This is a genomic window from Pseudomonas sp. NY15364 (genome assembly GCF_048068235.1).
In the GTDB taxonomy this organism is placed as follows: Bacteria; Pseudomonadota; Gammaproteobacteria; order Pseudomonadales; family Pseudomonadaceae; genus Aquipseudomonas; species Aquipseudomonas mendocina_D.
On sequence record NZ_JBLUPX010000003.1, the window covers coordinates 209,944 to 234,802 of the forward strand.

29 protein-coding genes are annotated in these 24,859 nt (G+C 62.0%); 13 read left to right on the top strand and 16 right to left on the bottom strand.

The window, feature by feature from the left end; genetic code table 11:
* Positions 1–187 precede the first annotated feature (187 nt).
* The 3 genes from ACNFCJ_RS04530 to ACNFCJ_RS04540 all read right to left on the bottom strand — a co-directional run bounded on the left by ACNFCJ_RS04530 (position 188) and on the right by ACNFCJ_RS04540 (position 3,441).
* Complete coding sequence (locus ACNFCJ_RS04530) at positions 188–1,624, bottom strand: alanine/glycine:cation symporter family protein (RefSeq protein ID WP_416770027.1); 1,437 nt, start codon at positions 1,622–1,624, stop codon at positions 188–190.
* 68 nt (positions 1,625–1,692) lie between these two features.
* A complete protein-coding gene (locus ACNFCJ_RS04535; RefSeq protein ID WP_416770029.1) occupies positions 1,693–2,604 on the bottom strand; it encodes an asparaginase domain-containing protein in 912 nt (303 codons plus the stop codon).
* 69 nt (positions 2,605–2,673) lie between these two features.
* Positions 2,674–3,441: an aspartate/glutamate racemase family protein gene (locus tag ACNFCJ_RS04540; protein ID WP_179544291.1), complete on the bottom strand. Its 768-nt coding sequence runs from the start codon at positions 3,439–3,441 to the stop codon at positions 2,674–2,676.
* Positions 3,442–3,566: 125 nt separating this feature from the next.
* On the opposite strand from ACNFCJ_RS04540, the gene ACNFCJ_RS04545 reads away from it, so the two are divergent.
* Positions 3,567–4,379 (top strand): helix-turn-helix domain-containing protein, encoded by an 813-nt coding sequence (locus ACNFCJ_RS04545; RefSeq protein ID WP_416770031.1) that lies wholly within the window; start codon positions 3,567–3,569, stop codon positions 4,377–4,379.
* Between the two features lie 452 nt (positions 4,380–4,831).
* Entirely contained in the window at positions 4,832–5,506 is a 675-nt protein-coding gene (locus ACNFCJ_RS04550) for a DUF1028 domain-containing protein (RefSeq protein ID WP_416770033.1), read from the top strand.
* Here ACNFCJ_RS04550 and ACNFCJ_RS04555 read toward each other — a convergent pair.
* Positions 5,503–6,477, bottom strand: a complete 975-nt coding sequence (locus ACNFCJ_RS04555; RefSeq protein ID WP_416770035.1) for a GlxA family transcriptional regulator — start codon at positions 6,475–6,477, stop codon at positions 5,503–5,505. The genes ACNFCJ_RS04550 and ACNFCJ_RS04555 overlap by 4 nt on opposite strands.
* Before the next feature lie 94 nt (positions 6,478–6,571).
* Here ACNFCJ_RS04555 and ACNFCJ_RS04560 point away from each other — a divergent pair, with 94 nt between their 5' ends.
* On the top strand, positions 6,572–7,120 hold the full coding sequence (locus ACNFCJ_RS04560) for a cysteine hydrolase family protein (protein WP_416770037.1): 549 nt from the start codon (positions 6,572–6,574) through the stop codon (positions 7,118–7,120).
* 1 nt (position 7,121) lies between these two features.
* Here the strand turns inward: ACNFCJ_RS04560 and zapE are convergent, their stop codons facing one another.
* From zapE to ACNFCJ_RS04575, 3 genes are read right to left on the bottom strand one after another with little or no spacing between them, the layout of a single operon-like run.
* Positions 7,122–8,240 (bottom strand): cell division protein ZapE, encoded by a 1,119-nt coding sequence (gene zapE / locus ACNFCJ_RS04565; RefSeq protein ID WP_416770038.1) that lies wholly within the window; start codon positions 8,238–8,240, stop codon positions 7,122–7,124.
* Positions 8,237–9,121, bottom strand: a complete 885-nt coding sequence (locus tag ACNFCJ_RS04570) for a carbon-nitrogen hydrolase family protein (RefSeq protein WP_416770040.1) — start codon at positions 9,119–9,121, stop codon at positions 8,237–8,239. The genes zapE and ACNFCJ_RS04570 overlap by 4 nt, the downstream gene beginning before the upstream one ends.
* Positions 9,118–9,708, bottom strand: a complete 591-nt coding sequence (locus ACNFCJ_RS04575) for a GNAT family N-acetyltransferase (RefSeq protein WP_416770041.1) — start codon at positions 9,706–9,708, stop codon at positions 9,118–9,120. The genes ACNFCJ_RS04570 and ACNFCJ_RS04575 overlap by 4 nt, the downstream gene beginning before the upstream one ends.
* A 111-nt stretch (positions 9,709–9,819) precedes the next feature.
* Between ACNFCJ_RS04575 and ACNFCJ_RS04580 the strand changes: the two genes are divergently transcribed.
* From ACNFCJ_RS04580 to ACNFCJ_RS04615, 8 genes are all read left to right on the top strand, one after another.
* A complete protein-coding gene (locus ACNFCJ_RS04580; protein ID WP_416770043.1) occupies positions 9,820–10,218 on the top strand; it encodes a nuclear transport factor 2 family protein in 399 nt (132 codons plus the stop codon).
* A 122-nt stretch (positions 10,219–10,340) separates the two neighbouring features.
* Positions 10,341–11,030 (top strand): thermostable hemolysin, encoded by a 690-nt coding sequence (locus tag ACNFCJ_RS04585; RefSeq protein WP_416770045.1) that lies wholly within the window; start codon positions 10,341–10,343, stop codon positions 11,028–11,030.
* Entirely contained in the window at positions 11,014–12,462 is a 1,449-nt protein-coding gene (locus ACNFCJ_RS04590; RefSeq protein ID WP_416770046.1) for an AMP-binding protein, read from the top strand. Before ACNFCJ_RS04585 ends, ACNFCJ_RS04590 begins: the two co-directional genes overlap by 17 nt.
* Entirely contained in the window at positions 12,459–13,118 is a 660-nt protein-coding gene (locus ACNFCJ_RS04595) for a TenA family transcriptional regulator (protein WP_106734475.1), read from the top strand. Before ACNFCJ_RS04590 ends, ACNFCJ_RS04595 begins: the two co-directional genes overlap by 4 nt.
* Positions 13,119–13,122: 4 nt before the next feature.
* Complete coding sequence (locus ACNFCJ_RS04600) at positions 13,123–13,914, top strand: SDR family oxidoreductase (protein WP_416770048.1); 792 nt, start codon at positions 13,123–13,125, stop codon at positions 13,912–13,914.
* A gap of 11 nt (positions 13,915–13,925) precedes the next feature.
* Positions 13,926–14,576, top strand: coding sequence for a tetratricopeptide repeat protein (locus ACNFCJ_RS04605; protein WP_416770049.1), 651 nt, complete (start codon positions 13,926–13,928; stop codon positions 14,574–14,576).
* Positions 14,577–14,603: 27 nt separating this feature from the next.
* Positions 14,604–15,260, top strand: coding sequence for a response regulator transcription factor (locus ACNFCJ_RS04610; protein ID WP_106734472.1), 657 nt, complete (start codon positions 14,604–14,606; stop codon positions 15,258–15,260).
* A complete protein-coding gene (locus ACNFCJ_RS04615) occupies positions 15,257–16,744 on the top strand; it encodes an ATP-binding protein (protein WP_416770052.1) in 1,488 nt (495 codons plus the stop codon). Before ACNFCJ_RS04610 ends, ACNFCJ_RS04615 begins: the two co-directional genes overlap by 4 nt.
* A 235-nt stretch (positions 16,745–16,979) precedes the next feature.
* Here the strand turns inward: ACNFCJ_RS04615 and ACNFCJ_RS04620 are convergent, their stop codons facing one another.
* The 8 genes from ACNFCJ_RS04620 to ACNFCJ_RS04655 form a co-directional block, all read right to left on the bottom strand.
* Entirely contained in the window at positions 16,980–17,282 is a 303-nt protein-coding gene (locus ACNFCJ_RS04620; RefSeq protein WP_017675012.1) for a ribbon-helix-helix domain-containing protein, read from the bottom strand.
* Positions 17,283–17,372: 90 nt separating this feature from the next.
* A complete protein-coding gene (locus ACNFCJ_RS04625; protein WP_172480669.1) occupies positions 17,373–17,957 on the bottom strand; it encodes a DJ-1/PfpI family protein in 585 nt (194 codons plus the stop codon).
* Positions 17,958–18,187: 230 nt separating this feature from the next.
* A complete protein-coding gene (locus ACNFCJ_RS04630) occupies positions 18,188–19,099 on the bottom strand; it encodes an SDR family oxidoreductase (protein ID WP_416770054.1) in 912 nt (303 codons plus the stop codon).
* Between the two features lie 173 nt (positions 19,100–19,272).
* Positions 19,273–19,485, bottom strand: coding sequence for a hypothetical protein (locus ACNFCJ_RS04635; protein ID WP_416770055.1), 213 nt, complete (start codon positions 19,483–19,485; stop codon positions 19,273–19,275).
* 106 nt (positions 19,486–19,591) lie between these two features.
* The gene (locus tag ACNFCJ_RS04640) at positions 19,592–20,122 is read right to left on the bottom strand and encodes a DUF1569 domain-containing protein (RefSeq protein ID WP_179574196.1); all 531 of its coding nucleotides are present in this window, start codon (positions 20,120–20,122) and stop codon (positions 19,592–19,594) included.
* Positions 20,115–21,008, bottom strand: coding sequence for an alpha/beta fold hydrolase (locus tag ACNFCJ_RS04645; RefSeq protein ID WP_416770056.1), 894 nt, complete (start codon positions 21,006–21,008; stop codon positions 20,115–20,117). The genes ACNFCJ_RS04640 and ACNFCJ_RS04645 overlap by 8 nt, the downstream gene beginning before the upstream one ends.
* Positions 21,005–21,781 carry a class II aldolase/adducin family protein gene (locus ACNFCJ_RS04650; protein WP_416770057.1) on the bottom strand — a complete coding sequence of 259 codons (777 nt, stop codon included), beginning with the start codon at positions 21,779–21,781 and terminating at the stop codon, positions 21,005–21,007. The genes ACNFCJ_RS04645 and ACNFCJ_RS04650 overlap by 4 nt, the downstream gene beginning before the upstream one ends.
* Before the next feature lie 189 nt (positions 21,782–21,970).
* Positions 21,971–22,420, bottom strand: a complete 450-nt coding sequence (locus ACNFCJ_RS04655; protein ID WP_099525688.1) for a flavodoxin — start codon at positions 22,418–22,420, stop codon at positions 21,971–21,973.
* A 102-nt stretch (positions 22,421–22,522) separates the two neighbouring features.
* On the opposite strand from ACNFCJ_RS04655, the gene ACNFCJ_RS04660 reads away from it, so the two are divergent.
* Together ACNFCJ_RS04660 and ACNFCJ_RS04665 are read left to right on the top strand one after the other, a co-directional pair.
* Positions 22,523–22,969: a PAS domain-containing protein gene (locus ACNFCJ_RS04660; protein ID WP_179574199.1), complete on the top strand. Its 447-nt coding sequence runs from the start codon at positions 22,523–22,525 to the stop codon at positions 22,967–22,969.
* A gap of 66 nt (positions 22,970–23,035) precedes the next feature.
* Positions 23,036–23,644, top strand: a complete 609-nt coding sequence (locus tag ACNFCJ_RS04665; RefSeq protein WP_416770059.1) for a PilZ domain-containing protein — start codon at positions 23,036–23,038, stop codon at positions 23,642–23,644.
* A 21-nt stretch (positions 23,645–23,665) separates the two neighbouring features.
* Here the strand turns inward: ACNFCJ_RS04665 and ACNFCJ_RS04670 are convergent, their stop codons facing one another.
* Positions 23,666–24,619: a MerR family transcriptional regulator gene (locus ACNFCJ_RS04670; protein ID WP_416770061.1), complete on the bottom strand. Its 954-nt coding sequence runs from the start codon at positions 24,617–24,619 to the stop codon at positions 23,666–23,668.
* Between the last annotated feature and the right edge of the window lie 240 nt (positions 24,620–24,859).

Consider the following 24,859-nt stretch of genomic DNA (forward strand, 5'->3'; position numbering starts at 1 on the left):
TATAGAGGCTTTTTTGTCAGGCCCGGAGGAGCGCTCGAAACGCCCCGCAAACCTGCCGTTCCATTTAATGCATACAGGGCTGCCAGCTTGCCCTGGACATACCGATAGTACGCAGCCCGATCAGGGAATACTGAAACCCCATCACTCCCGCATTCGCGGGAGTGATGATAAATGGCTTTCAGATCCCTCAGTTGTTCTTCCAGCGCTCGGGATTCCAGGCCTCATGGTCGAGATCAAGATCGGAGAATTTGGCAGGGTCGAAAATCGGCTTCTCGATGCCTGATTTCAACTGTTTGCGGTAGTCATTAACTACACGCATCGCGGTGGGAAACAGCATCAGGATTGCGACCAGGTTGACCAGTGCCAGAATGCCCATCACCGGGTCGGAGAAGAAGAACACCGAAGTCGCTTCGGGTGCAGTGGCCCCAAGGAAGATGATCCCGAGGATTATCACGCGTAGCACCAACAACGCCGGCTTGGACTTGGTGATGGCGGCCAGCGCACTCTCGCCAAGATAGACGTTGTAGATGATCGACGAGAATGCGAACAGCAGGATCGCGAATGTCAGAGCATAGCTTGACCACTGGCCCAGATGACTTACCAGCGATTGCTGGGTAAGCACTACACCGTCCACAGCAGCTGCGCCCGGTACATACACATCGCCCAGCAAAATGATGAAGGCCGTGCACGAACAGATCAATATCGTATCGATGAACACGGAGAGCGACTGGGTAATACCCTGACTGACCGGGTGCTCTACGAGTGCTGTCGCCGCAACGTTGGGCGCAGAACCGAGACCGGCCTCGTTGGAAAACAGTCCACGCCGCAAACCTTGCGCAATGGCCGCGCCCATGCCACCGGCGACAGCCTCTTCGAAGCCGAAGGCGTTGGAGACAATGCTCACGATAAGCGATGGAATCTCTTGCACGTTCATCAGGATAACGACTAGCGCCAGAGCCAGATAACCAAGTGCCATGACTGGCACGACTACGTCGGACGCTTTGGCAATACGCTTGATTCCGCCGAAGATCACGAAGCCCGTGATGAGCGTCAGCAATGCACCCGTGATAGGGCGGCTAATGCCTAACGAGTCCTGCACGGCACCTGAGACGGTATTACCCTGAAAGGCGTTGAAGCCCAGGCCAAAGGCTGCCAGAAGGCAAACGGCATAGACGATGGCCAGCCAGTTGTAGTTTTGCCCAAGACCATGGCGAATGTAGGCCGCTGGCCCACCACGAAAGGAATTATCGCCATCTGTGCGTTTATAGAGCTGCGCGAGCGTGCACTCGACAAGGCTGGTAGCCATACCGACCAATGCGATGCACCACATCCAGAAAACGGCGCCAGGCCCGCCCAGGGTGATCGCCACGGCTACGCCGGCAATATTGCCACTGCCAACGCGCCCCCCTACAGACAACAGAAGCGCTTCGCGAGCACTCAGACTGCTAGGTGATTTGTTTTGGTATTTCGGCAACAGCACTCGGAACATTCGACCAAAGAATTCGAACTGCACGAATCCCGACATGATCGTGATGAACACGCCAAAAACCACAAGAATGGGAACCAGCGACCAGCCCCAAGTGAGACTGTCGACATAGTCAAACAGCGTTTTCAGTAATTCCATCGATCTCTCCAATAATTATTTTTTGCGGGAGCGTTGATTGATAGCCCGCGCTTGGTTGGCAAGAGTTGTTACATCGAAAGTTCCATCCACAAACGTGCCAGAGCTAGCTCTGGCGTCTCGCTGCCTCCGTTCTCGACCCCGGAACGCCACAGGGCGCCCCCGGCCGCATAGGCTCCTGGCATGAGCCCACCCTCTTGGCATTGGCTGACGGCTCGAATCCGGCAGCCACGTGCAACAGCATCACGAAGAGCGCGCTCCAGATGCGGATTCGACATGACCGTTCCGGCACCAAAGACCCGCAGCACAACGCCGTCCAAATGCGTCAGAGCGGCCTCTAGCGCTGGAGCCGGCATACCAGGAGAAAGAGTCAGAATCGCCAGTCGCTTTGCCTTGAAATGGAATCGCCGCGTCAACTCTGGCGTAGTGGACTGCGGCACGGAGCAGAACGAGTCCGAATCATGGGAGTGGTGTTTTACCAGCCCAGCGGCAGGCAAAAGTTTATTGGCAAAAGCGAGCCAGACCCCGGCTGAACTCTCACTCGCGGCCTTGAGCGCCAATAGAAGATTGTCTTCGGCGTCGCCACCGGTATTCAGCGGATGCATTGAGCCGCACAGCACGACTGGAACGGTAATTCCAGCCAACGCCAACGACAGGGCCGCGCCGGTGAAAGCCATGGTGTCGGTGCCGTGAGTGATGACAACGCCATCGACCTGCGAGGCATTGACGAGATCAATCAATCGGTTCCAGTGCGTGAAATCGACTTCAGCACTATCCACCAATGGATCGAATGCGTTCACCACCACCTGGACGCCATCGAGAGCCAGCCTTTCAATGGCCTGTTCGAGCACACCCTCTCCTGGTACCAAACCATCCGGCCCGGAAACCATACCGATGGTGCCGCCTGTGTGCAGAACCAACAGCCGCTTTAAACGTGCGCAGGCAGCCTTATCCGAAGCGGGCGAACTAGAAGACAAAGACATGAGCTGCCTCCTTCTTCAGGACAAAGCCTGCCCGCGACAGCATTGAAATATCCGGGAGCCGTACCTTGCTCATAGCGGTAGCTCCTCATTACCGGTTTCAAACGCATTCGCCTGTAGACCCGAGCAGGAATAGGAAACCAGTGCGTCTGCAACCAGATCAGTTACGTCGATCAGGGCCTTATCGGTTTGCAGATCAGCGATAAGCGGCAATTCGGTACAGGCGAGGATGACGATGTCCGAGTCGAGGTCATCAATGATCTGCTTGAACCGAGGACGAAGGGAGGCATGCTCACTCCCGAGACGTTTCACGTCTTCGATAAGGGTATGAAGCGCTTTGGTATTGGCTGGAAGTTCAACCGCGGTGAGCCTGGTCAGATCGCGATAAGCGGACCATTCGCCCATTTCGGTAACCGGGCCCGCCCCTAGAAGCGCCAGGTTATTCACCCCAGTCTCCTTGACCCAGTGCTCGAGCACCGACTGGAAGGAAATGAGCTTGTCGCTCAAACCCAACGCCTCGATGTGCGGGGCGAACCAGTTCAAGGTATTGCAAGCGATGGCGAACGCATCGACCTTCGGAGCAAGTACCTCCAGCGACTTGCGCATGGCTTCCCACACAGCCTTTTCGTTGGCGGCAAGATCCATGGACAGGCCCAGTAACGGTTCCGAGACGACCAACACTCGGGGAGCATCAAGATCACCGCGAAAACATTCACCGATGAGTTCCTTGTTGCGTTTGAGTACCTTGCCCCACAGATCAATACCTGCTTCGGGGCCAGACCCGGTGATGATTCCGATGGTCGCCCGAGCCTTGGTACTGGATACGATTTCCGACTGCATCAGGTTCGTTCCTCCGAGATGAGATGTGCGTCCCGGACAGATTAACCAGAGCCTGAGCTGGCCAATATTTGGCAAATTAGCTAATTTTGATGCACTGTGGCGCTCTTAAAGAGACAAAAAGCATCATGCAAAATCTCAGTTCTAACCTTCGCCTGCTGTGCAGCTATCGCCCTTCTATCTCCCGGGTCGCTCAGGATCTGAAGATCAATCGCAGCCAGTTCAACAGGTATCTTGCCGGCACATCCTTCCCGCGAGGCGCAATGCTGAGGCGCATCTGCGACTACTTCGGAGTAGAGCCCCACGAGATTCTGATGCCCGAAGACGAGTTCGCACAGATCGTCAAAAGACGCGGCCTCGCCTCCAGCTCGTTCATGCAAACGCTGCGGCAGCATGTCGATCTGATTTTCAACAGGAATGACCCCCGTATCGCCAATCTCACGGGCCTGTTCTTCGAGTACTACTACTCGATGTCCTCACGAGGGCAGATTGTGCGGGCCTTGGTGGCTGTGACCTCGAATGGCAACCACTTCTACTACCGACGTTTTGAACGCATGGGGCCCTTTGATCGCGTATGCAAACGGCACTACCGCTATCAAGGCACGGCATTGATGACGGGTGACCGAATCTTTCTCAATGACTACGAATACAGCGCAGGCATAGAGGTTACGCAGACAGTGCTCTATCCCGACTACTCACACCGCTGGACCCGGCTGTACGGCGTGAAGATTGGCGTATCCGCCAATCGCGACCATGTGCCCTGCTGCGTGCGAACCTATCTGGAGCGATTACCACCACAAATGTCCTTGTTTACGGCTCTGCGCAAATGTGGCTTGTTCGACAAAGAAGCACCTGAGATTCCAAGGCACATACTAAGAATGATCGACAATGCATCTTCTGGCCCTGATGTATTTGAAGCATTTTCGGATGGGAATATTTAGATAAAAACTCGCAAAACAACTCCGAACAATTACTTATTAACGCGGTAATCAAATAGCACATCTCAAGCACTCACAAAAAACCATTAAATTCAATGACTTATGGATATAGAGATTGATCGCTACTTGCCCTGTTAAATTGCCGGGCTAATATTACCCTGCAATCAAATATCGCACCCAGGATGCTAGATCGACACAAGTTCAGGCTTATGCTGTGGATGCTTGATGCGGTGCGAGAGCTGACACCTTTCTGGCCTGGGTTAAAACCCGGCCTGCCGCCATCCCGCAGGCAGGTATATGAACGGGGGCTCAGCATCGACGAAGGGGCAATTCTGACCGGCCTCTCACTGAGCAACGCGCGAGGCGCACTGGCATCGATCACGTCGGCATAGGCTGGCAAGCGGAACGATACCTGCCCAGGAGTGGCCTAACCGGGAAACCGCCAAGGAGTTGCCATGACCTTTTCCATCGTTGCCCGCTGCCCGCGCAGCGGACAGTTCGGCGTTGCAGCGGCCACTGCCATGCCCGCCGTCGGCAAACTGCTCAGCCATGCTGCTGCCGGTGCAGGGGCGGTAGCCACACAGGCGCAGGTCAACCCCTATCTGGGTCTGGATGGACTGGCGCTACTGCGTCAAGGGTTATCGGCTAAGGAAGTGCTGGAGCGGCTCAAAGACACCGATCCGTGCATGGAACTGCGCCAATGCGCGCTGATCGACGCTCAGGGTGACAGCCTGTGCTGGACCGGCGACAAGTGCCTGCCCTGGGCCGGCTCGCTGAGCGGCAAACAGTTCTCCGTGCAGGGCAATCGCCTGGTCGGCCCGCAGGTTCTGGACGCCGTGGCCGAAGCCTTCCGCCACGCGGAGAAACGCCCACTGATCGAGCGACTGATCGAAGCCCTGGCCGCTGGCGACCGCTGCGGCGGCGACCGCCACGGTGAGTCCTCGGCGGTGATCTATGTGGTCGATCAGGAGGAGTATCCGCTGTGGGACATCCGCGTTGACCATCACCTCCACCCGGTGGCCGAGCTGCGCCGACTGCACAAGGTTTTCGCCCGCGAAGTACTGCCAGAAGTTCTTGCCATGCCGACTCGCGATAATCCAGCGGGCCTGGCGGCGGAAGACTCGGTCTAACGCGCAGTGGTGCCGAAACGCCGCCGGTAATCGCCAGGCGACAGGCCCACCAGACGAGTGAAGACCTTGCGAAACGCGCCACTGTCGCGATACCCCACCTGCCAGGCCACCTGGTCGATGCTCTGGCGAGTGAACTCGAGCATTTCACGCGCCTTGCTCACACGCAGCTGCTGGCAGTACTCGGTGGGCTTCAGCCCGGTGGCGGCGCGAAAGCGACGCAGAAAGGTGCGCTCCCCCAGCCCGGCACGCGCGGCCATATCGGCCAGGCTCGCCTCGGCGCCCTCCTCCCCCTGCAACCAGCGCTGCACGGCAAGCACTGCGGCATCGCCGTGATCGAGGCTGGGCGCGAAGCTGCTGAAATGGCGCTGCGATTCGCGGTTCAGGTCCACCACCAGAAAGCGCGCCGTCTCGGCGGCGATGGTCGGCCCCAGCAGGCGAGTAACAATGGCCAGACCGAGATCGGTCCAGGCCATCAGACCACCGGCGGTGATCAGGTCACCGTCATCGATCACCATGCGTTCGGGCAGTACCTGCACCTGCGGAAAACGCGCCGCCATCTGCGCTGCCAGCGCCCAGTGGGTAGTCACCGTGCGCCCATCGAGCAAACCGGACTCGGCCAGTGCAAAGGCACCGGCACAGACCGAAGCCAGCAGCACGCCGGCGCCGTGCTGTGCACGCAACCAATCACGGTAGACGGCCGCGAGCGGCTGCTCGGCAGTATCGTCCAGACAGGGCGGCAAGATCACCACCTGCGGCGTACACTCGGCCTGCGGCAGACTGTCGAACATACGCTGAAGCTGTCCTGTTTCATCGGCCTGCCAGTGACTGACCCGCAGCCGAGGCAACCCCTCACGCCCCTGCCCGGCGGCCATGCGATTGGCCACCGCGAACAAATCGCCCAGACCATACACCGCTGCCAGCTGGGCACCGGGGTAGCGCAACAGGCCAATCTCCAGACAGCGCTCGCTCATTGTCAATTTTTCCCCGCAGATTGTCGGCCGCGCCCATCCTCGCAGGCGCGCCAGGGCGATAAGGTTTGCCGCACATCATCCCACGGAGACAACCATGAGCAAGCGCGCCCTGATCCTGATCGACATCCAGAACGACTATTTTGCCGGCGGCAAGTGGTCGCTCGAAGGCATGGACGGAGCAACCGCCAACGCCGCCCGCGTGCTGGCGGCAGCACGCCAGGCGGGCGATAAGGTGATCCATGTACGCCATGAATTCGAAAGCGCCGACGCGCCCTTCTTCGTTCCCGGCAGCGCTGGTGCGAACATCCATCCGCAGGTGCAGCCGCTGGCGAGCGAAGTGGTGGTGCTCAAGCATCAGGTCAACGCCTTTCTCGGCACCGACCTCAAGGCTCAACTCGACGCCGCCGGTATCGAGCAGGTGACGCTGGTCGGCGCCATGAGCCACATGTGTATCGATGCCGCAGCCCGCGCCAGCAGCGACTTCGGCTACGCCACCACGGTGATCCACGATGCCTGCGCAACGCGTGACCAGGAATTCGAAGGGCAATCGATTGCGGCTGCTCAGGTTCACGCCGCCTATATGGCCGCACTGGCCTTCGCCTACGCGAACGTGGTTTCGATCGAGCAGTATCTGGCCGGCTGAATCAGCTGGCGCCGAAGCGCTGCAGTTGCATCTCGCGCAGGCGACTGAGCGTACGGCGGAAGGCAAAATCGAGGTAGCCCTGAGTGTAGAGTTCATCCAGGGCCACCGCGGCCTCGATGTAGAGTGGCACGCGACGGTCGTAGCACTCGTCGACCAGGGCGATGAAGCGGCGCACCGCATCGTCGTTACGAGACAAAGCCGGCAATTGCCGATCCCCGGCATCGACCCGCTCGGCACCGTCCTCGGTGCCACGGGCGATGCGCCCCTCGCGTTGCTCGCCACCCAGGCGCGGCACTTCGCCAAGCAGGATGGCCGGAAAGCGCTCGCACAATTCGATGAAATCCACCGCTGCCAATGGCAGCTCGCACAGATCACGGAAACGACACCACAGTGCTGCCGGACTATGGCCAAGGGTCGAAACGCTGCGATGGGCCAGCTCCACTGGCTCACGGCTGATGACCTGCCCCTCGTTCAAACGAGCGAACAGCTCACCCAACGCCTGCGGCTGCCGTACCCAATAGCGCTGCACTTCTGCACCGGGATGCAGGCGGTGATCCTGCTCGCCGTCGACCGCCACCACCTGCATATGCGCCGTGAGCGCGGCGACAGCCGGAAGGAAGCGCTCGCGGTTGTAGCCCTCGGCGTAGAGCTGATCCGGCGGCTGGTTGGAGGTCGCCACCAGCACCATACCCTGCTCCACGACCAGACTGAGCAGGCGGCCGAGCAGCATGGCATCGCCGATATCGCTGACGAACAGCTCGTCGAAGCACAGCACGCGCACCTCACGTCCCAGCTCCTCGGCCAGCAGGCGCAGCGGGTCGGCATTGCCAGTGAGCTGAAACTGCCGGCGATGCACCCATTGCATGAAGTGATGAAAATGCTGCCGCCGCGCCGGCACGCGCAAAGCGTTGAAAAAGCTGTCCATCAGCCAGGTCTTGCCACGCCCGACCGGCCCCCAGAGGTAGACGCCAAGGGGCCGCTCACCTCGCTCGACAGCCTCATGACAGTGCTGCAGCGCCTCGACCGCACGGCGCTGCGCGGCATCGACCACGAAACCGGCAGCAAGCGCACGCTGATAGGCGGCCTGGGGCGAATCCGGCAGGGCCTGCGGGGCGTTCAACGTAGCACCAGCCGGCCGTCATCGAACTGCCGTGGCCAGTCACGACGGGTAAACACCTGGCCTTGCTCACGCACGCGGCGCACCTCATCCAGATCCAGTTCGCAGATCAGCCAGTGGCTGCGCTTGGGGCATAGCTCCTCGCTCTCGGCGACGATGCCGCTGGCCGGCATGCCGTAGTCCGATGGTACGTACAGCGAGGCGCGGCCATAGCCTTCGTCCAGCGACGGCGACCAGGGTGCCAGGCCGACGGTGGGCGAATGCAGCACGGCGATCTGGTTCTCCAGCGCACGGGCCTGGGCGCCGATACGCACGCGGTGAAAACCGGCCACGGTGTCGGTGCAACTGGGCGCGAGAATCAGGTCGACCCCGGCTTCGGCCAGGGTATGCGCCAGCAGCGGAAACTCATTGTCGTAGCAGATCAGGATGCCCAGCTTGCCCAAATCTGTATCGAACACCTTGAGGCCGTTACCCGCTGCGATGTGCCACTGTTCAAGCTCGAAGCGGGTCATGATCAGCTTGTCCTGAGTGCCCAGGCAGCCGTCCGGACCGAACAGCCAAGCGCGATTGCGATAGATGCCGTCATCATCCAGCACCGCCACCGAACCGGGCTGCAGGTAGATATTCAACCGCCGCGCCAAGCTCTCGCACAGTTCCAACCAGCGTGGCAGCAGCGGCTGGATGCCGGCGATGGAGCCCTGCAGATCGCCGCGCTCGGCTTCTTGCAACTGGCCGGTCAGCACCAGGCCGGCGTATTCCGGCAGCAGCAGCAGCTCGGCGCCCTGCCCGGCTGCGTCCTCACACAGCGTGGTGAGGTGCTCGGCATATTCGTCCCAGGTGACGAACAGGTCGATGTGATATTGGCAGGCGGCAACCTTGATCATGAAGCGAGCTCCTTCAACCAGAACGACATGGGTTTGGCCGACTCCTCGGCTTCATCCAGATCGCGCCAGTGGTAATAGGTGTGCAATTCGGGGTGATGGCGATAGCCGCGGCGCGCCCAGAAGGCGTCCAGCGGTTGATAGTCGGCTGGCCGCCTCGGATGATCGACGGGGCGCTGCACGGCGCAGAAGGCGCACCAGTCGAAGCCGCCCAGCTTGCGCGCATGGGCCTCGCGCTCGACGAAGAAGCGCACGCCCAGGCCACGCCCGCGCCAGGCCGGCAACACCACCGACTCGGCGCAGTAGAAAATCCGCGCTGGGTTCCAGCCCGCCGTAAGGAACGGCTGCTGAAATTCCTCGGTTTCGTCCTGCAGCGGCAGCGCCGTGGAAGCACCAACCACACGCCCTTCGTCATGCACCAACACGCACAGGCTATCGGCACTGCGCACGTACGTGGCCAGGTACTCGGCCTCATAGTCGAGACTGCCGTCGTAGAGGTAGGGAAACTCGCGGAACACCGCGATGCGCAGGCGCGCGAGGTCATCGATATGAGGCTCGATTTCCACGCCCCGCAGCAGTTGGATATTCATTGCAGTCGCTCGCCAGCAACAGGGTGACGCCGGCAGCTATACCAGCGGTAAACGGCGAACTTATCATGCGAGCCAGGCAACCACTAACCACGCTACGCAAGGAACTTAACCATGACCGCCACCGAACTGGTGCATGCCTACTACGCCGCCTTCAACGCCGGCGACATGCCCGCCTTCCTCGACCTGCTGGCAGACGACGTGGTGCACGACATCAACCAGGGCGAACGTCAGGTCGGCAAGGCCACCTTCGCCGCCTTCATGGACAAGATGAACCGCTGCTACCGCGAGCGCCTGACCGACATCGTGGTGATGCAGAACGCTGACGGCGACCGCGCTGCCGCCGAGTTCGTGGTGCACGGTGAGTATCTGGCCGACGACGAAGGCCTGCCACCGGCAGACGGCCAGACCTACGTGCTGCCGGCCGGCGCCTTCTTCGAGATCAAGGACGGCAAGGTGGCGCGCATCAGCAACTACTACAACCTCAATGACTGGATCGCCCAGGTCGGCTGAGAGGCACGCACCGCACAGGGCGCCCAGCCAGAAGGCGCCCGAAACATTCTGCAAAGGCTTAATACAGCGTTAAGCCAACCCCTCACACAATCGCCCCCAGGTTCATCACCGAGGTTCCGAGCATGGAACTACCCTGGGCGCATCATGATCGTCCCGTTGCCCGTATCGGGCGCGGCGATACTTACGAACTCCACCTGGCTTCCCCTGGCAGCGCCCGTCGCGCTGCCCTGGAGCAGTTCATCCGCCAGCGCTTCGAGCTGCAGCACGGCGCACGTATCCGTCACTTCATGCCTTGCCTGTTCGGCCTGGAAAACCAGATCGGGCAGTTGCTCGGCGCAGTCGGCGTGCGCAGCGGCAACAGCGGCCCCCTGTTCCTCGAACGCTACCTGAACGAACCGATCCAGACCGCCATCGGGTCGCGCCTGGGCAATACCGAACCCGGTCGTGGCGAACTGGTGGAAGTCGGCAACCTGGCCGCCGACAGCCCCGGCGCCGCGCGCCTGCTTATCGTCGCCCTGACCGATCTGCTGGTGGCGCTGGGTTTTCGCTGGGTCACCTTCACCGGCACGCCGACCCTGCTCAACAGCTTCGAGCGCCTGGGTCTGACGCCCATTGCCCTCGGCGAGGCCGACCCGGCACGTATGGGCGAGGAGCTGGCCGACTGGGGCAGCTACTACGACAACCGTCCACTGGTCATGGCCGGCGACATTCACGGTGGTCATCAGCGTCTGCTGCAACTGGGCGCCTATCCACGCCTGGGCCACCAACCGCTCTATGCCGTGGAGGACATGCCCAATGTGGTCTGCAGCTGAGTCCTTCTTCGCCCGCCTCGGCGAGTTCGGTACGCACATCGCCCTGGCCGAAGGCGAACGCACCCTCACCTACGCCGAGCTGCTCGGTGCGGTCACCGCACGAGGCAGGCACCTGCGGGCCCTCGGCGCCCACCGCGTGGCACTGGCCCTGGACAACGGCATCGACTGGGTGTTGTGGGACCTGGCTGTGCTGCACGCAGGCCTGGTCTGCGTACCGGTGCCGGCGTTCTTCTCTGCCGAGCAGCAGCGTCATGTGCTCGACAGTGCCGGCATCGACTGCCTGATCGGCAACGGCGCTCCTGGTTTCGCCCCCGTCGAGAACGACATTCATCGACGCATGGTGGCGCAACCGGCCGAGCTGCACGCCGGCACCTGCAAGATCACCTACACCTCCGGCACCACCGGTCAACCCAAGGGCGTGTGCCTGGATCTGGAGACGCAGCTGGCGGTGGCCGACAGCCTGGTCAAGGCCAGCGCCAGCCGCGCGGTGCAGCGGCACCTGTGCATCCTGCCGCTGGCCACCCTGCTGGAGAACATCGCCGGGGTTTACGCGCCGCTGCTGGCCGGCGCCCGGATCGAACTGATGCCCATGGCCCAGATCGGCCTGACCGGTGCCAGCGGCTTCGACCTGGCGCGCTTTCTCCAGGCGCTGCACGCTGCTCAACCGCACAGCCTGATCCTGTTGCCACAACTGCTGTTGGCGCTGGTCAGCGCCAGCGAGCGCAAGTTGCCGGTACCGCATTCGCTGCGTTTCGTCGCCGTCGGTGGTGGCCGGGTTTCCGCGCAGTTGCTGGAGCGCGCCGACGCGTTGGGTCTGCCGATCTTCGAAGGTTACGGGCTATCCGAATGCGCCTCGGTGGTGTGCCTGAACACGCCCGAACAGCGCCGCATCGGCAGCACCGGCCAGCCGCTTGGCCACCTGCAGGTGAGCCTGGCAGCCGACGGCGAAGTGCTGGTCAAGGGCGCCCGCATGCTTGGCTACCTCGGTGAGCCGGCGCCGCAAGGCGAATGGTTGGGCACCGGCGATCTCGCTCATTTCGAGCACGGTTTCCTGTTGCTGCACGGGCGCAAGAAACATCAGTTCATCACCGCCTTCGGGCGCAACGTCAACCCGGAATGGGTCGAGTCCGAGCTGGTGCAACAGCTGCCCATCGCCCAGGCCTGGCTGCACGGCGAGGCGTTGCCGGCCAACGTCGCGGTACTGGTGCCGCGCTTCGCCAATACCCCTGATGCGCAGTTGCAGGAAGCCGTGGACGCCGTCAATCACGGCCTGCCGGACTACGCCCGCGTGCACCACTGGTTGCGCGCCGATGCCCCTTTCAGCGCGAGCAATGACCTGGCTACAGCCAATGGCCGCCTGCGCCGCGCTGCCCTGTTCAACCATTACCAAAGCGCCATCCATGACCTGGTGGCAGAAGGAGTACACGCATGAGCTTCTACGAATCCCTGCTGGCCCAGACCCAAGCCGAGCGCGACTACCTGCTAGGCGCACCGATCATCCAGCAGGCCATGACCGGCCAGGTCGCCCTGCGCAGCTACATCGCCTTCCTTACCGAGGCCTACCACCACGTCAAGCACACCGTGCCGCTGTTGATGGCCTGCGGTGCGCGCCTGCCGGAACGTCTGGAATGGCTGCGCGAGGCCATCGCCGAGTACATCGAGGAGGAAACCGGCCACCAGGAGTGGATCCTCAACGACATCGCCGCCTGTGGTGCCGATAAGGAAGCGGTGCGCCATGGCACTCCGCAGTTGCCGACCGAGTTGATGGTGGCCTACGTCTACGATCGCATCGCCCGGCACAATCCGGTGAGTTTCTTCGGCATGGTCAACGTGCTCGAAGGCACCAGCATCGCCCTGGCCACCCAGGCAGCGGGCATCATTCAGGACAAGCTGCAGTTGCCGAACAAGGCCTTCAGCTACCTCAACTCCCACGGCAGCCTGGACCTGGAGCACATCGAGTTCTTCAAGAAGCTGATGAACCAACTGGACAACGACGATGACAAGGCCGCCGTGGTGCACACCGCGAAGGTCGTCTACCGCCTGTACGGCGACATGTTCCGCAGCCTGCCGCTGTCGAGCGAGGAGTAAGGTCATGCAACCGACGGATTGCCGTGCCCTGCTTACCGGTGCCAGTGGCGGCATCGGCCTGGCCCTGGCGCATCGTCTGGCCAGCGAGGGTGCCCATCTGCTGCTGGTGGGCCGTCGTCTGGAGCCCCTGCAACCACTACTGCAACGCTTCCCGCAGAACGTGCAGCTGGTGCAGGCCGACATCGCCACCCGCAGCGGCCGTGATGCACTGGTCGCCGCGGCGCAGAACTTTGGCGGGCTGAACTGCCTGATCAACGCGGCCGGAGTCAACCGCTTCGGCCTGCTCGACCAGCAGGACGAGCAGCAGATCGCCGAGCTGATCGGCCTCAACGTCACCGCCACGCTGCAACTGACCCAACGCCTGCTGCCATTGCTGCGCGCGCAACGGCGTGCGCTGGTGATCAACGTCGGATCCACCTTTGGCGCCATCGGCTACCCCGGCTTCGCTGCCTACTGCGCCAGCAAATTCGCCGTGCGCGGCTTCTCCGAGGCGCTGCGCCGCGAACTGGCCGACACGCACGTACGCGTACTCTACTTCGCACCGCGCGCCACCCTCACGTCGATGAACGCCCCTAGCGTGGTGGCGATGAACGATGAGCTTGGCGTGGCCATGGACGCCCCCGCGCAGGTGGCCGAGGAACTGCTCGATACCATCCGCCGCGAGCAGGAGGAACGTCACCTGGGCTGGCCGGAACGCCTGTTCGTGCGCCTCAACGGTCTGCTGCCACGCGTGGTCGACCAGGCACTGCGCAAGCAGTTGCCGATCATTCAACGCTTTGCCCGCTACAAGCACTGAGGAGATTTCCCGTGAACGCATTTCGCACCCTGATCATCGCCGCCCTCGGTTTCACCGCCCTGCCCGCCTTCGCCCTCAGTGACAACGGTCAGGCTCAGTTGCAGCAGTTGCAGACACGCTGGGCAGAGATCAACTACCAGACGCCGGAGAAGCAGCGTGAAGAGGCCTTCGCCAAGCTCGTCACGCAAGCCGACGCGGCCCTGGTCAGCGAGCCCAAGGCACCGGAGCTGCTGATCTGGCGCGGCATCATCCTCAGCACCGAGGCCGGCGCCAAGGGTGGTCTTGGCGCCCTGGGCCTGGTCAAGGAAGCCAAGGCCAGCCTGGAACAGGCCCTGGCCATCGATCCGCAAGCCCTGGCCGGCTCGGCCTACACCAGCCTCGGTAGCCTGTACTACCAGGTTCCGGGTTGGCCGATCGGTTTCGGCGATGACGAGAAGGCCGAGAAGATGCTTACCCAGGCCCTGGCCATCAACCCGGACGGCCTCGACCCGAATTACTTCTATGGCGACTTCCTGCAGCGGCAGAAACGCTACGAGGAATCCCGCGTAGCCCTGGAGAAAGCCCTGGCCGCCAAGGATCGCCCCGGCCGTGAACTGGCCGACAAGGGCCGCCGCGCAGAAGCCACGGCGCTTTTGCGGCAAGTCGAGAGTAAACTCCAGTAACTCAGACGCATCCCTACAGGAGTTGCCATGCGCATTCTTCTCGTCGAAGACGATCAGGCCCTGGGCGAAGGCATTCGCACCGCGCTGAAACCCGAAGGCTACACCGTAGACTGGCTGCAGGATGGCGCCAGCGCGCTGCATGCGCTGAGCCATGAGAGTTTCGAGCTGGCCATTCTCGACCTCGGCCTGCCGCGCATGGACGGCCTGCAGGTGCTCAAGCACCTGCGCGCCGCGGCCAATCCGGTGCCGGTGCTGATACTGACCGCGCGTGATGCCACCAGCGACCGCATCGCCGGGCTCGATGCCGGTGCCGACGACTACCTGATCAAACCTTTCGACGTCGCCGAGCTCAAGGCACGTCTGCGTGCGCTGCTGCGGCGTAGCTTCCAACGACCGCAACCGGCGCTGGAGTACCGCGGTATCAGCCTCGACCCGGCCAGCCAGGTGGTCGAATACCAGGGCCAGACCATCAACCTGCCACGCAAGGAATTTCTCCTGCTGCACGAGTTGCTGATCCAGCCCGGCCGCGTGCTGACCCGCGACAAGCTGCAACAGGCGCTGTACGGCTGGGATGAGGAAGTGGAAAGCAACGCCCTGGAAGTGCACGTGCACCACCTGCGCAAGAAATTCTTCCCGGAACTGATCCGCACGGTACGCGGCGTCGGTTATCTGGTGGACAAATGAGGTTGCTGAAAACCTTCGGCTCCATCCGCACCCGTCTGCTCGCCCTGCTGCTACTGCTGGTAGCGGCCAGCTTCGGGTTGATCAGCCACAAGATCTACAACGACTCGGTGCATGAAGTACGCGAGCTGTTCGATGCGCAGCTGGCGCAGACCGCCCGCCTGCTCATGGGCCTAGTACGCCACGACCTCAGCGAGACCGAGCGCCGTGAGATGCAGACAGTGCTCGATGAAGCCCTGCTGCTGCACAGCTCGCGCAATCCGGAGAACCTGCTCGGCCACGAGTACGAAGGCAAGCTGGCCTTCCAGATGCTCGACGACGATGGCGAGCTACTGTTCCAGTCTGCCAGCGCGCCACCCGGTCTGCTCAACGACATGATCCAGCAGCTCGGCCTGGCCCTGCCCAATGATGACCAACCGATGCGCGAACGCCTAGCGCAGCTGGCTCGCTACCTGATCGGTTACCACAACCTGACCATCGGCGAGCACAACTGGCGGGTGTTCGTCCTGCATGACAGCCGCGACTACCACTGGGTACTGGCGGGCGAGCGCGAGGACGTACGCGGCGAGTTGATCGGCAAGATCGCCCGACGCAGCCTGCAACCGCTGCTGATCGGCCTGCCCATTGTCGGCCTGCTGCTGTGGCTGACCGTGGGTTGGGGCCTTTATCCGCTCAAGCGCATGGCCGATGCCATTCGCGGCCGCGCACCGGACAACCTGGCGCCGCTGGTCTTTCCGCCCCTGCCCAACGAACTGGAGCCGATGGCCGCTGCGCTCAATCGCCTGCTGATGCAGGTCAACCAGCTGCTCGAGCAGGAAAAGCGCTTCATCGCCGATGCCGCCCACGAGTTGCGCACGCCGCTGGCGGTGCTGCGCATCCACGCGCAGAACGCCCTGGAGGCGCCGGACCCCGGTGACCGCGAAGAGGCGTTGAAACAGTTGGGTAGCGGCGTCGACCGTGCCACCCGCGTGGTCGCCCAACTGCTGACCCTGGCGCGGCTGGATCCCAATGGCGTGCGCCTGAACATGAATGACCTCGACCTGCTGGCGTTCCTGCGAAGCGAACTGGCCGAGCTGACCCCGTTGGCCCTCAATCGCGGCCAGGAGCTGATCCTCGAGGCCCAGGAGCCGGGCGACTATCAGCTGCCGGCTGACGGCCCCAGCCTGGGTATCCTGCTGCAGAATCTGGTGAGCAATGCCGTGCAGTACACCCCGGCAGGCGGCTGCATTCAGGTGCAACTCCAGGCCACACCGCAAGAACTGGTGCTGCAAGTGCTCGACAGTGGCCCAGGCGTCCCGGTGGAATTGCGCGAGCGCTTGTTCGAGCGATTCTTCCGCGTTGGTGAAGGCCAGGGCGCCGGCCTGGGGCTATCCATCGTGCGCCGCGTGGTGGAACTGCATCAGGGCAGCATCGCCCTGGACGAGTCACCGCTTGGCGGCCTGCGCGTCAGCGTGCACCTGCCCCGGCGTCCCGGCAACCATGCTTGAGTGATCGCGAGGGCACGTATCAAGATCAGATATAGCCATACCCAATCACAAAGATAGAGACAATCCGTTTTATCAATCGAAGCGCATCTCCGATCATGCACACCTGTTCAACAACCCCTACAGGAGTAACGTCGCATGAGCCTGATCAAACGCTTCTTCCAACCATCCCAGCCTAGCCAGCAACCCAGCACCCCGAACGCGCAGGAACATCCGAACTTCTGGATGTACCAGTGATTCAGCCGCTGGCCCCAACCACTCTCAGCGGCACCTGACGCCCGGCCTTCTGTGCCAGGTAGCGGGTGCAGCTGACACGCAGGAACGAGGCGAAATTGACCACTTCGCCGCGAAAATCCATGACTTCGTCATGCAGCTTGGCGATTAGCTGGTTGGTGGTCATGCCATCGACTTCGGCGATTTCGCGCAGGATGTCCCAGAACTGATTTTCCAGACGCAACGTGGTGACCACACCGCGGATGCGCAATGAGCGTGAGCGCGATTCGTAGAGGATGGGGTCAGCCTTTACATAGAGTTCGCACATCGGCTTTATCTCCTCAGCAGCGTCGTAGCCCGGATGCAATCCAGGGATGCCGACAATGGCGCTGCCCCGGATTACATCCGGCTACGGAGGTTACAGGCGAATTTCCGTGCCGAGCACCTTGAGAAACGCTGCCAGCCATGCCGGATGCGCGGGCCAGGCCGGCGCGCTGACCAGCTTGCCCTGTACGTGCGCCTGGTCCACCGGGATTTCCACGTACTTGCCACCGGCCAGCGCCACTTCCGGCGCACAAGCAGGATAGGCGCTGCATTCACGTCCCTCCAGCACCCCTGCTGCCGCCAGCAACTGGGCACCGTGGCAGACGGCAGCGATGGGCTTATCAGCCGCCGCGAACGCCTTGACCAAGGCAATGACATCGGCGTTCAGGCGCAGGTACTCGGGCGCACGGCCACCGGGCACCAGCAGCGCGTCGTAATCGTCGGCACGCACCTTGGCGAAATCATAGTTGAGGGCGAAGTTGTGGCCGGGCTTTTCGCTGTAGGTCTGGTCGCCCTCGAAATCGTGAATGGCAGTGCGTACCGTCTGCCCGGTTACCTTGTCCGGGCAGACCGCATGCACGGTATGGCCAACCATCTGCAGCGCCTGGAACGGCACCATGGTTTCGTAGTCCTCGGCGTAGTCGCCGACCAGCATGAGAATCTTCTTGGCAGCCATGATCGTCTCCTGAAGGTAGGTGGAACGAACGCCATTATTCGCCCCTATTTCTTCCGACAGGTAACAGCCGAGTACTACTCAACAAAAAGCCAAGCGTCGATATACCGACTGTGTAGGAGCGGCGCCCCGCCGCGAACCAGAGCGGCATGGCCTGGCCAAGCCTCGCCCCGGAGCCGGACCACGAAACACCGCGTTGCCTGATCGCTACCGGCCTTTCAGTGATGGCCTGCGGCCTAGAGCGCGTACTTCTGCAGGTTCGCCATCATTTCCTTGAGCGCTTCGACGTTATCCGCCGGGTGCGCAGCGCCCTCGAAATCGCAGATGCGTTGCCACTGCGCCGCCACGTCGTCCGGGCTGAAACCGGCCTTGGGGTCGAAACCTGCGCCGAGGCTGCGCTCCCAGCGCACCTTGCCAACCCAACCACCGCCGACCTCGAACAGGCCACCGGTATCCTGGCAGGCGGCGCTACCGAGATACACCACCAACGGGCTGACCAGCTCGGGCTTGAGCTGTTCGAACACCTGCGGCGGGATCAATCCTTCGGTCATGCGCGTGGCACCGGTGGGGGCGATGGCATTGACCAGGATGTTGTTCTTGCGGCCTTCGATGGCCAGGGTGCGCGTCAGCCCGTACAGACCGAGCTTGGCCATACCGTAGTTGCTCTGACCGAAGTTGCCGTAGATACCAGATGTGGACGAGGTGAAGATGACCCGGCCGAAGTTCTGCTCGCGCAAGTGAGGCCAGGCAGCGTGAGTGGTTTTGTAGGCGCCTTCGACATGGACCTTGTAAACCAGATCCCAGTCGGCATCTTCCATCTTGTGGAAGCTCTTGTCGCGCAGGATACCGGCGTTGTTGACCAGCACGTCGACACGACCGAAATGATCCAGCGCGGTCTGCACGATCTTGTCGCCGTCAGTCACCGAATCATGGTTGGCCACCGCGGTCCCACCGAAGGCGCGAATCTCTTCCACTACCTTGTCGGCAGCAGAGGCGTTGGCTCCTTCACCGTGGGTGCTACCACCGAGGTCGTTGACCACCACCCTGGCACCGTGGCGGGCGAACAACAGTGCGTGGGCACGGCCCAGGCCACCGCCGGCACCGGTGACTATGACTACTTGATCTTCGAAACGGATGGCATCGCTCATCGACAGCGTCCTCGGGGCAGGTTGTTAATGCGCCGAGTGTCAAACAGCCCCACGCGCTTCACAAGGCGCGCGGGGCTGCTGAATGACGGCCGATAATGCGACCTTATGCGGCTCAGTTACCGGCGCCGGAACCCGAGCCGTCGCCGCCGCTGCCATCACCCGAACCAGCCCCATCACCACCGGGGTTGCCATCGGTGTTGGGCCCCCTGAACAGGAGGGATGCCCTCACCGTCATCGCCCGGGTTCATCGGATTGGTGTCGCCCGGAGTGGTCGGCGTGGTAGTCCCCGGGGTGCCCGGAGCATTGGTGTCGCTGCTAGCGAAGGCAGGCAAAGCCATCGCGCCCAGAATCCCGCTCAGCAGCAGTGCAGATAACTTCTTGTTCATGGTTAACCTCTACTTTCCTGTGAGTGACAGAGTTACTGAGCCACTCTCGGCGGCAGAGGTTCGACAAAAATTGTTTCAGCGCCAACTGGTTCAAATTCACGCGTGCTCAAGCAATGCGGATCAAGCTCAGGTGGTTGTACAGGTGCAGCACGTGCGCCTCGGCATACTCGGCATGATCGAGCGCACCGTAGGCAAAGTGCGGTTGTAGCTCGCCCGCGTGACCGGCAAAGCGTTCGAACGCCGCCTGCAAGCGCTGCAACGCCAGCACCTGACTGGCCGGCTCGCTGAGCGTGGCGGCGCCGGGGATCGCGTCATCCAGCGGATGACGCATGGCGCCACGGGCGCTGAACACGGCGAATGCGGCTGGCCCGACGCTGTGACGAAACCAGGCCGGCTTAAGCTCGGGATAACCGTCGATGGAATAGTCGATGCTCTGCGCGCAGTGATTGAACACCTCGGCCGGACTCCAGCCACGCAGGCTTTGCAGCGTCTTGCCGTGCAGGTCCGCCAACACCTGGCGCGCGCCCTCCAGGCTGACAGCCGCCGGTCGCGGCCCCGCAGGCAACGCCCAGTAACCGACTCCGAGCGCTGCGACGCCACCGAGCGCAGCACCTTTCAACAGGGTACGTCTACGCATGCAAGCTCCTTGCGTGGCGAAATTGCAGGTAATGATCAAGCACCGCAGCCGGCGCTTCCAGCTGCGGATAGTGGCCGATGCCGTCGAGCAGCACCGTGTCGGCGTCGGCGATCAACTCACGGTAACGCGTCACCATATGTGCTCCTGAAATGGGATCGAAGGCGCCATCGATCACCCGCATCGGCAGGGTCGTCGCCTGCATCGCTGCCACCCAGCGTTGCCGCTGCTGGCGGCGCTCGGGCATGTAGCGAATCAGACGATGCATCACCGCCGGGCCGTTGTTGTGGGCCACCAGTTGCCATAGGGCATCCAGTTCGGCCTCACTGGCCTGGGTGTGCGGGCCGAAGATACGGGCAAAACTCTGCGCCAGCTTGCGCCGCGAAAACAGACGCCCGATCAGCGGTCCCAGAGGCCCGAGCAGCAACTTCTGCACCCGCACCGGATGATGCGTTTCGGGGAACAGGCCGCCATTGAGGAACACGCAACTCGCCAGTTGTAACCGCCCCTCCTGATGCCGCGCGATCAACTCCTGCGCGACGCTGTCGCCGTAATCATGGGCCAGCACATGCACCGCGCGCTGCTCGTCGATATGGGCCAATAGTGCCTGCTGCAGGTCGGCCTGCTCCAGCAGGCTATAGGCGTGCCCACGCGGCTTGGCCGAATAACCGAAGCCCAGCATGTCGCAGGCGATCAGCCAGTAACGCTCGGCCAGCGGCGCCCACAGGCGATGCCAGTCCCAGCTGGCGCTGGGAAAGCCGTGAATCAGCAGTAGCGGCTGGGCTTGCGTGTCTCCAGCGGTCCAGTAACGAATCGTGTGACCACGAAAGTGAAAAGCCTGGCTTTGCGCGCGCCAATCATCCAGGGCGATGTCTGGCAGCCCGCTCACTGATCGTAACCCGGCATCTGCTGGTCCAGCTTGCGCAACAGCGCCGGCCAGGGCAGCGCGCCGCCCATGCCCTGCGGCGTTTTCATCACGCCGGCGATCATCGCCCGCGCACCATCGAGAATCTGCTGCGGAATATGGATCAGTTCGGTTCCGCCGCTCTGCGCCATGATCTGGATCTCGCAGGCACGCTGCAGGATGAACATACCCAGGAAAGCGTCGGCGATGCCGCCGAAAGCAGTAAGCAACCCATGGTTGGGTAGGATCATGAAGTTCTTGTCGCCCAGATCCGCCTGCAGCCGCGCCTTCTCGTCATGATTCAGCGCCACCCCTTCATAGCCGTGGTAGGCCAGGCTAGCGAGGACGAACAGCGACTGCTGCGACAGCGGCAGCAAGCCCTGCTTCTGCGCCGATACGGCAATACCGGCAGGCGTATGGATGTGCAGTACGCAGCCGACGTCGTGGCGCACCTCGTGCACGGCGCTGTGGATGGTGTAGCCGGCCGGGTTGATGTCGAACGGGCTGTCCATCAACTTGTTGCCCGCCAGGTCGACCTTGATCAGGCTCGACGCGGTGATTTCGTGAAACATCAGGCCATAGGGGTTGATGAGAAAATCTTCGGTGCCCGGAATCTTGGCGGAGATGTGGGTGAAGATCAGGTCGTCCCAGCCATAGAGGGCGATCAGTCGGTAGCAGGCAGCAAGATCGACGCGCGCGCGCCATTCGGCCTCGGAAACCAGATTCTTCACAGCAGGGAGTTTCAGCGGAGCATTCACGGCGGTCACCTCGATATTCTTGTTGATCGGTGGTGTCCGCAGTCTAGCCAGGCGCGCCGCTGGCGGTAGTTGCCCTGGCAGCCATCTTGATGGCTTTGCAGGTCACGGCGCTGGCGCGCCGCGGTGCGATGGTGTGGTATTCGCCGCTTTTATCGGCTGCTCAAACCCGCTCAGGGTATTGGGTGCATGTCAGGCCTTCAGCGCAGCAGCGAATGCTTGCAGCCAGGGCTCGGCATCGGTTTCCGGGGTCACCGTCTCACTGGAATCCAGGCGCAGCATCTCTACCACTTCGCGCAGACCCAGCTCCGCATACAGCTCACGAATCAGCTCGCCGCCGCCGCAGAAGGTGTCGTAGCTGGAGTCGCCCAGCGCCAACACCGCAGCCGGTTTGCCGCTCCAGGCCGGCAAGCGGTCACGGATTTCGCTGTACAGCGGCAGCAGGTTGTCAGGCAGTTCGCCCATGCCAGTGGTAGACGTCACGGTGAGGAACGCGTCCGGCGCGAAGGCCAGCAACTCCTCGAGGCTCATATTCGCTTTGTGCCAGGCATCCAACCCGGCGGCCTTGAGCTGGCGCTCGGCGTGGCGTGCAACTTCTTCGGCCGTACCGTAGACCGAACCCGAGACAATGGCGACTTTCATGACAACTCCGGAAACAGGAAAAACGCCGCGCATTATGCCGCAAGTGGACAGCCCGACCCGATGTTTTAGAATGCAGCGCATATCCATCGCGGAACCGGACTCATGATCAATGCCAAACTGCTGCAACTGGTAGTCGACGCCTCCAACGATGGAATCGTGGTGGCCGAGCAGGAGGGCGAAGACAATATCCTGATCTACGCCAACGCGGCATTCGAACGCCTGACTGGCTACACCAGCGATGACATCCTCTACCAGGACTGCCGCTTCCTGCAGGGCAGTGACCGGGCCCAGTTCGGCTTGCAGGCCATTCGCGAAGCCGTCAAGGCCAGCAAACCCTGCCGACAGATCATCCGCAACTACCGCAAGGACGGCAGCGCCTTCTGGAACGAGCTGTCGATCACTCCAGTGCTCAATGAAAGCGACCAACTGACCTACTACATCGGCATCCAGAAGGATGTCACCGAACAGGTCGAAGCCAAGCAGCGCGTACGCGAGCTGGAGGTGGAAGTGGCGGAGCTGAAGGCCGAACTGGCGCGTCTGAAAAGCTGACGAACGGATAAAACTATCGTCTGGCGCGGCAGTCAGAAGGGTTTGCCCCCTTGCAGTATTTACTCCATGCAAAGCGACCCGCTGCTGACTCAGGACGAACTGGATTTCCTCCAGAAGATCCTCTTCAAACCTCCGCAAAAGCGGCGCGCTAACGCAGCGCCGCAGTTGGCTTTGGGTGATCGACTCAGTGAGCTTCTGGCTCGCCTGGGCAACGAAGAGCAGCTAAGCCTGGACACCCATACCGACAATCAGCATCTGAGCTTTCCCCTGCACCTGATTCAGGACGACCACAGCCGGTCGCGCCTGGAACTGGGAGCCCCGCTGATCTTCGAACAAGGGGTGAACGAACGCCCATGGCGCCTCGTTCTACCCACTGCGCTGACACTGCTGGACAGCAGCGACCAGCCCAGCGGCCTGATGGCGCTGGAGCTATCGAACAATGGAATCCTGGTGGAATACAACAAAGCAGGCATGCCGGCCAAGGATCAGTTGCTGCAACTGATCTTGCCTCAGGAGCGTCGCGTTCAACTGCGCGCACAGCTGGCAAGACGTGTCAGCCAGACGTGTTACGCCTACAGCCTGCAGACGCTACATGAAGAAGATGAACAGACCCTGCGTCAGTACCTGTTCGAACAGCACAACGAACAACAACCGCAGACCGTAGCAGCCAACTGAGACTCAGCAGCCAGGGCCATCTCAGGTATCGAGATGGCCAGCCAGGAACTGCTGGAGACGACGCTGCATCAGACGCCCTTCGCTACCCAGGCACGCGATGGGCGAGCCGGCCAAGCTCTCCTCCGCCAGATCGGCACTGTCTCCGGCCAGCAGCACCGGACATTCCAGACCAAGCGCCAGACGCGCCAGTTGCCGCGGAAATTCATCGCCCGGCGGCTGATTGCTGAAAACCACCAGCGCCTGCGGCTGCATCCGTTCGCAAACCAGGGCCAGATCGGCCATCGGAACACCGGGCCCCATCACCGCCACGTCGACGTCCTGATTGCCCAGCAGCAACGCTGCAACCAGCAGCTCAAGCTCTCGGCAGTGGCCAGGTAGCGCCACCAGTAGCACGCGCTCGCGCGAATCATCGCGCCCCAGTTGCAGTCGCTGCCAGCAACGCCCACGCAGGAAGCAGTCGAGCATCAGCCACTCGCCGCGCTGACCGACTTCGTCCTGACGCAGCAGAAGCTCCTGCCAGACCGGCATGAAGATGTTCTGAAATACCACCTGCAGCGGATAGCAGGAGAAAATCTGCCCGTACACACGCTCAAGACGAGACTCATCGAAGTTCTGCAGCGCGCTGCGCAGTTGATCCTGCCACTGACTCCAGTCGTCACTGACGACGTCGTTGTAGGCGGGCGTGGCGACGCTGCGACTGCTGGCGCTCTTGGCCAGGATCGAACCAACCTTGCTGACCGCGACGCCACGCTCGATCCAGGCGAGGATGCTGCGCACCGCGTCTATGTCGGCCTGCGAATACAGGCGATGGCCGCTATCGGTGCGTGTCGGCTGAATCAGGCCGTAACGCCGCTCCCAGGCACGCAGGGTGACCGGATTGACACCGGTAAGGCGGGAAACCTCGCGAATGGGGAACAGCTCTTCCTGTTTCAAAGCGCTGGACGCGAGCGATGTGACGGAGGCGAGTTCGGGCATGGTTTCGGGCATCACGGCAACGAATATTCGGCAATTGTAACCCAGCAACAGCTCACTGGCATTGTGCAAGATATGTACAAAACCATACCAAGCACAACGACGAGGATAACGGCAGCCTCAAGCGCGGTGTTTATCCATGCCTGGCGCCCTTCACCGAACCATCGCACACGGCCCATGCCCTTGAATGGTGCAAATCCCGACCCAGGTTTCTCCTTTAACCCGTCTGGAGCCCCTTGTCAG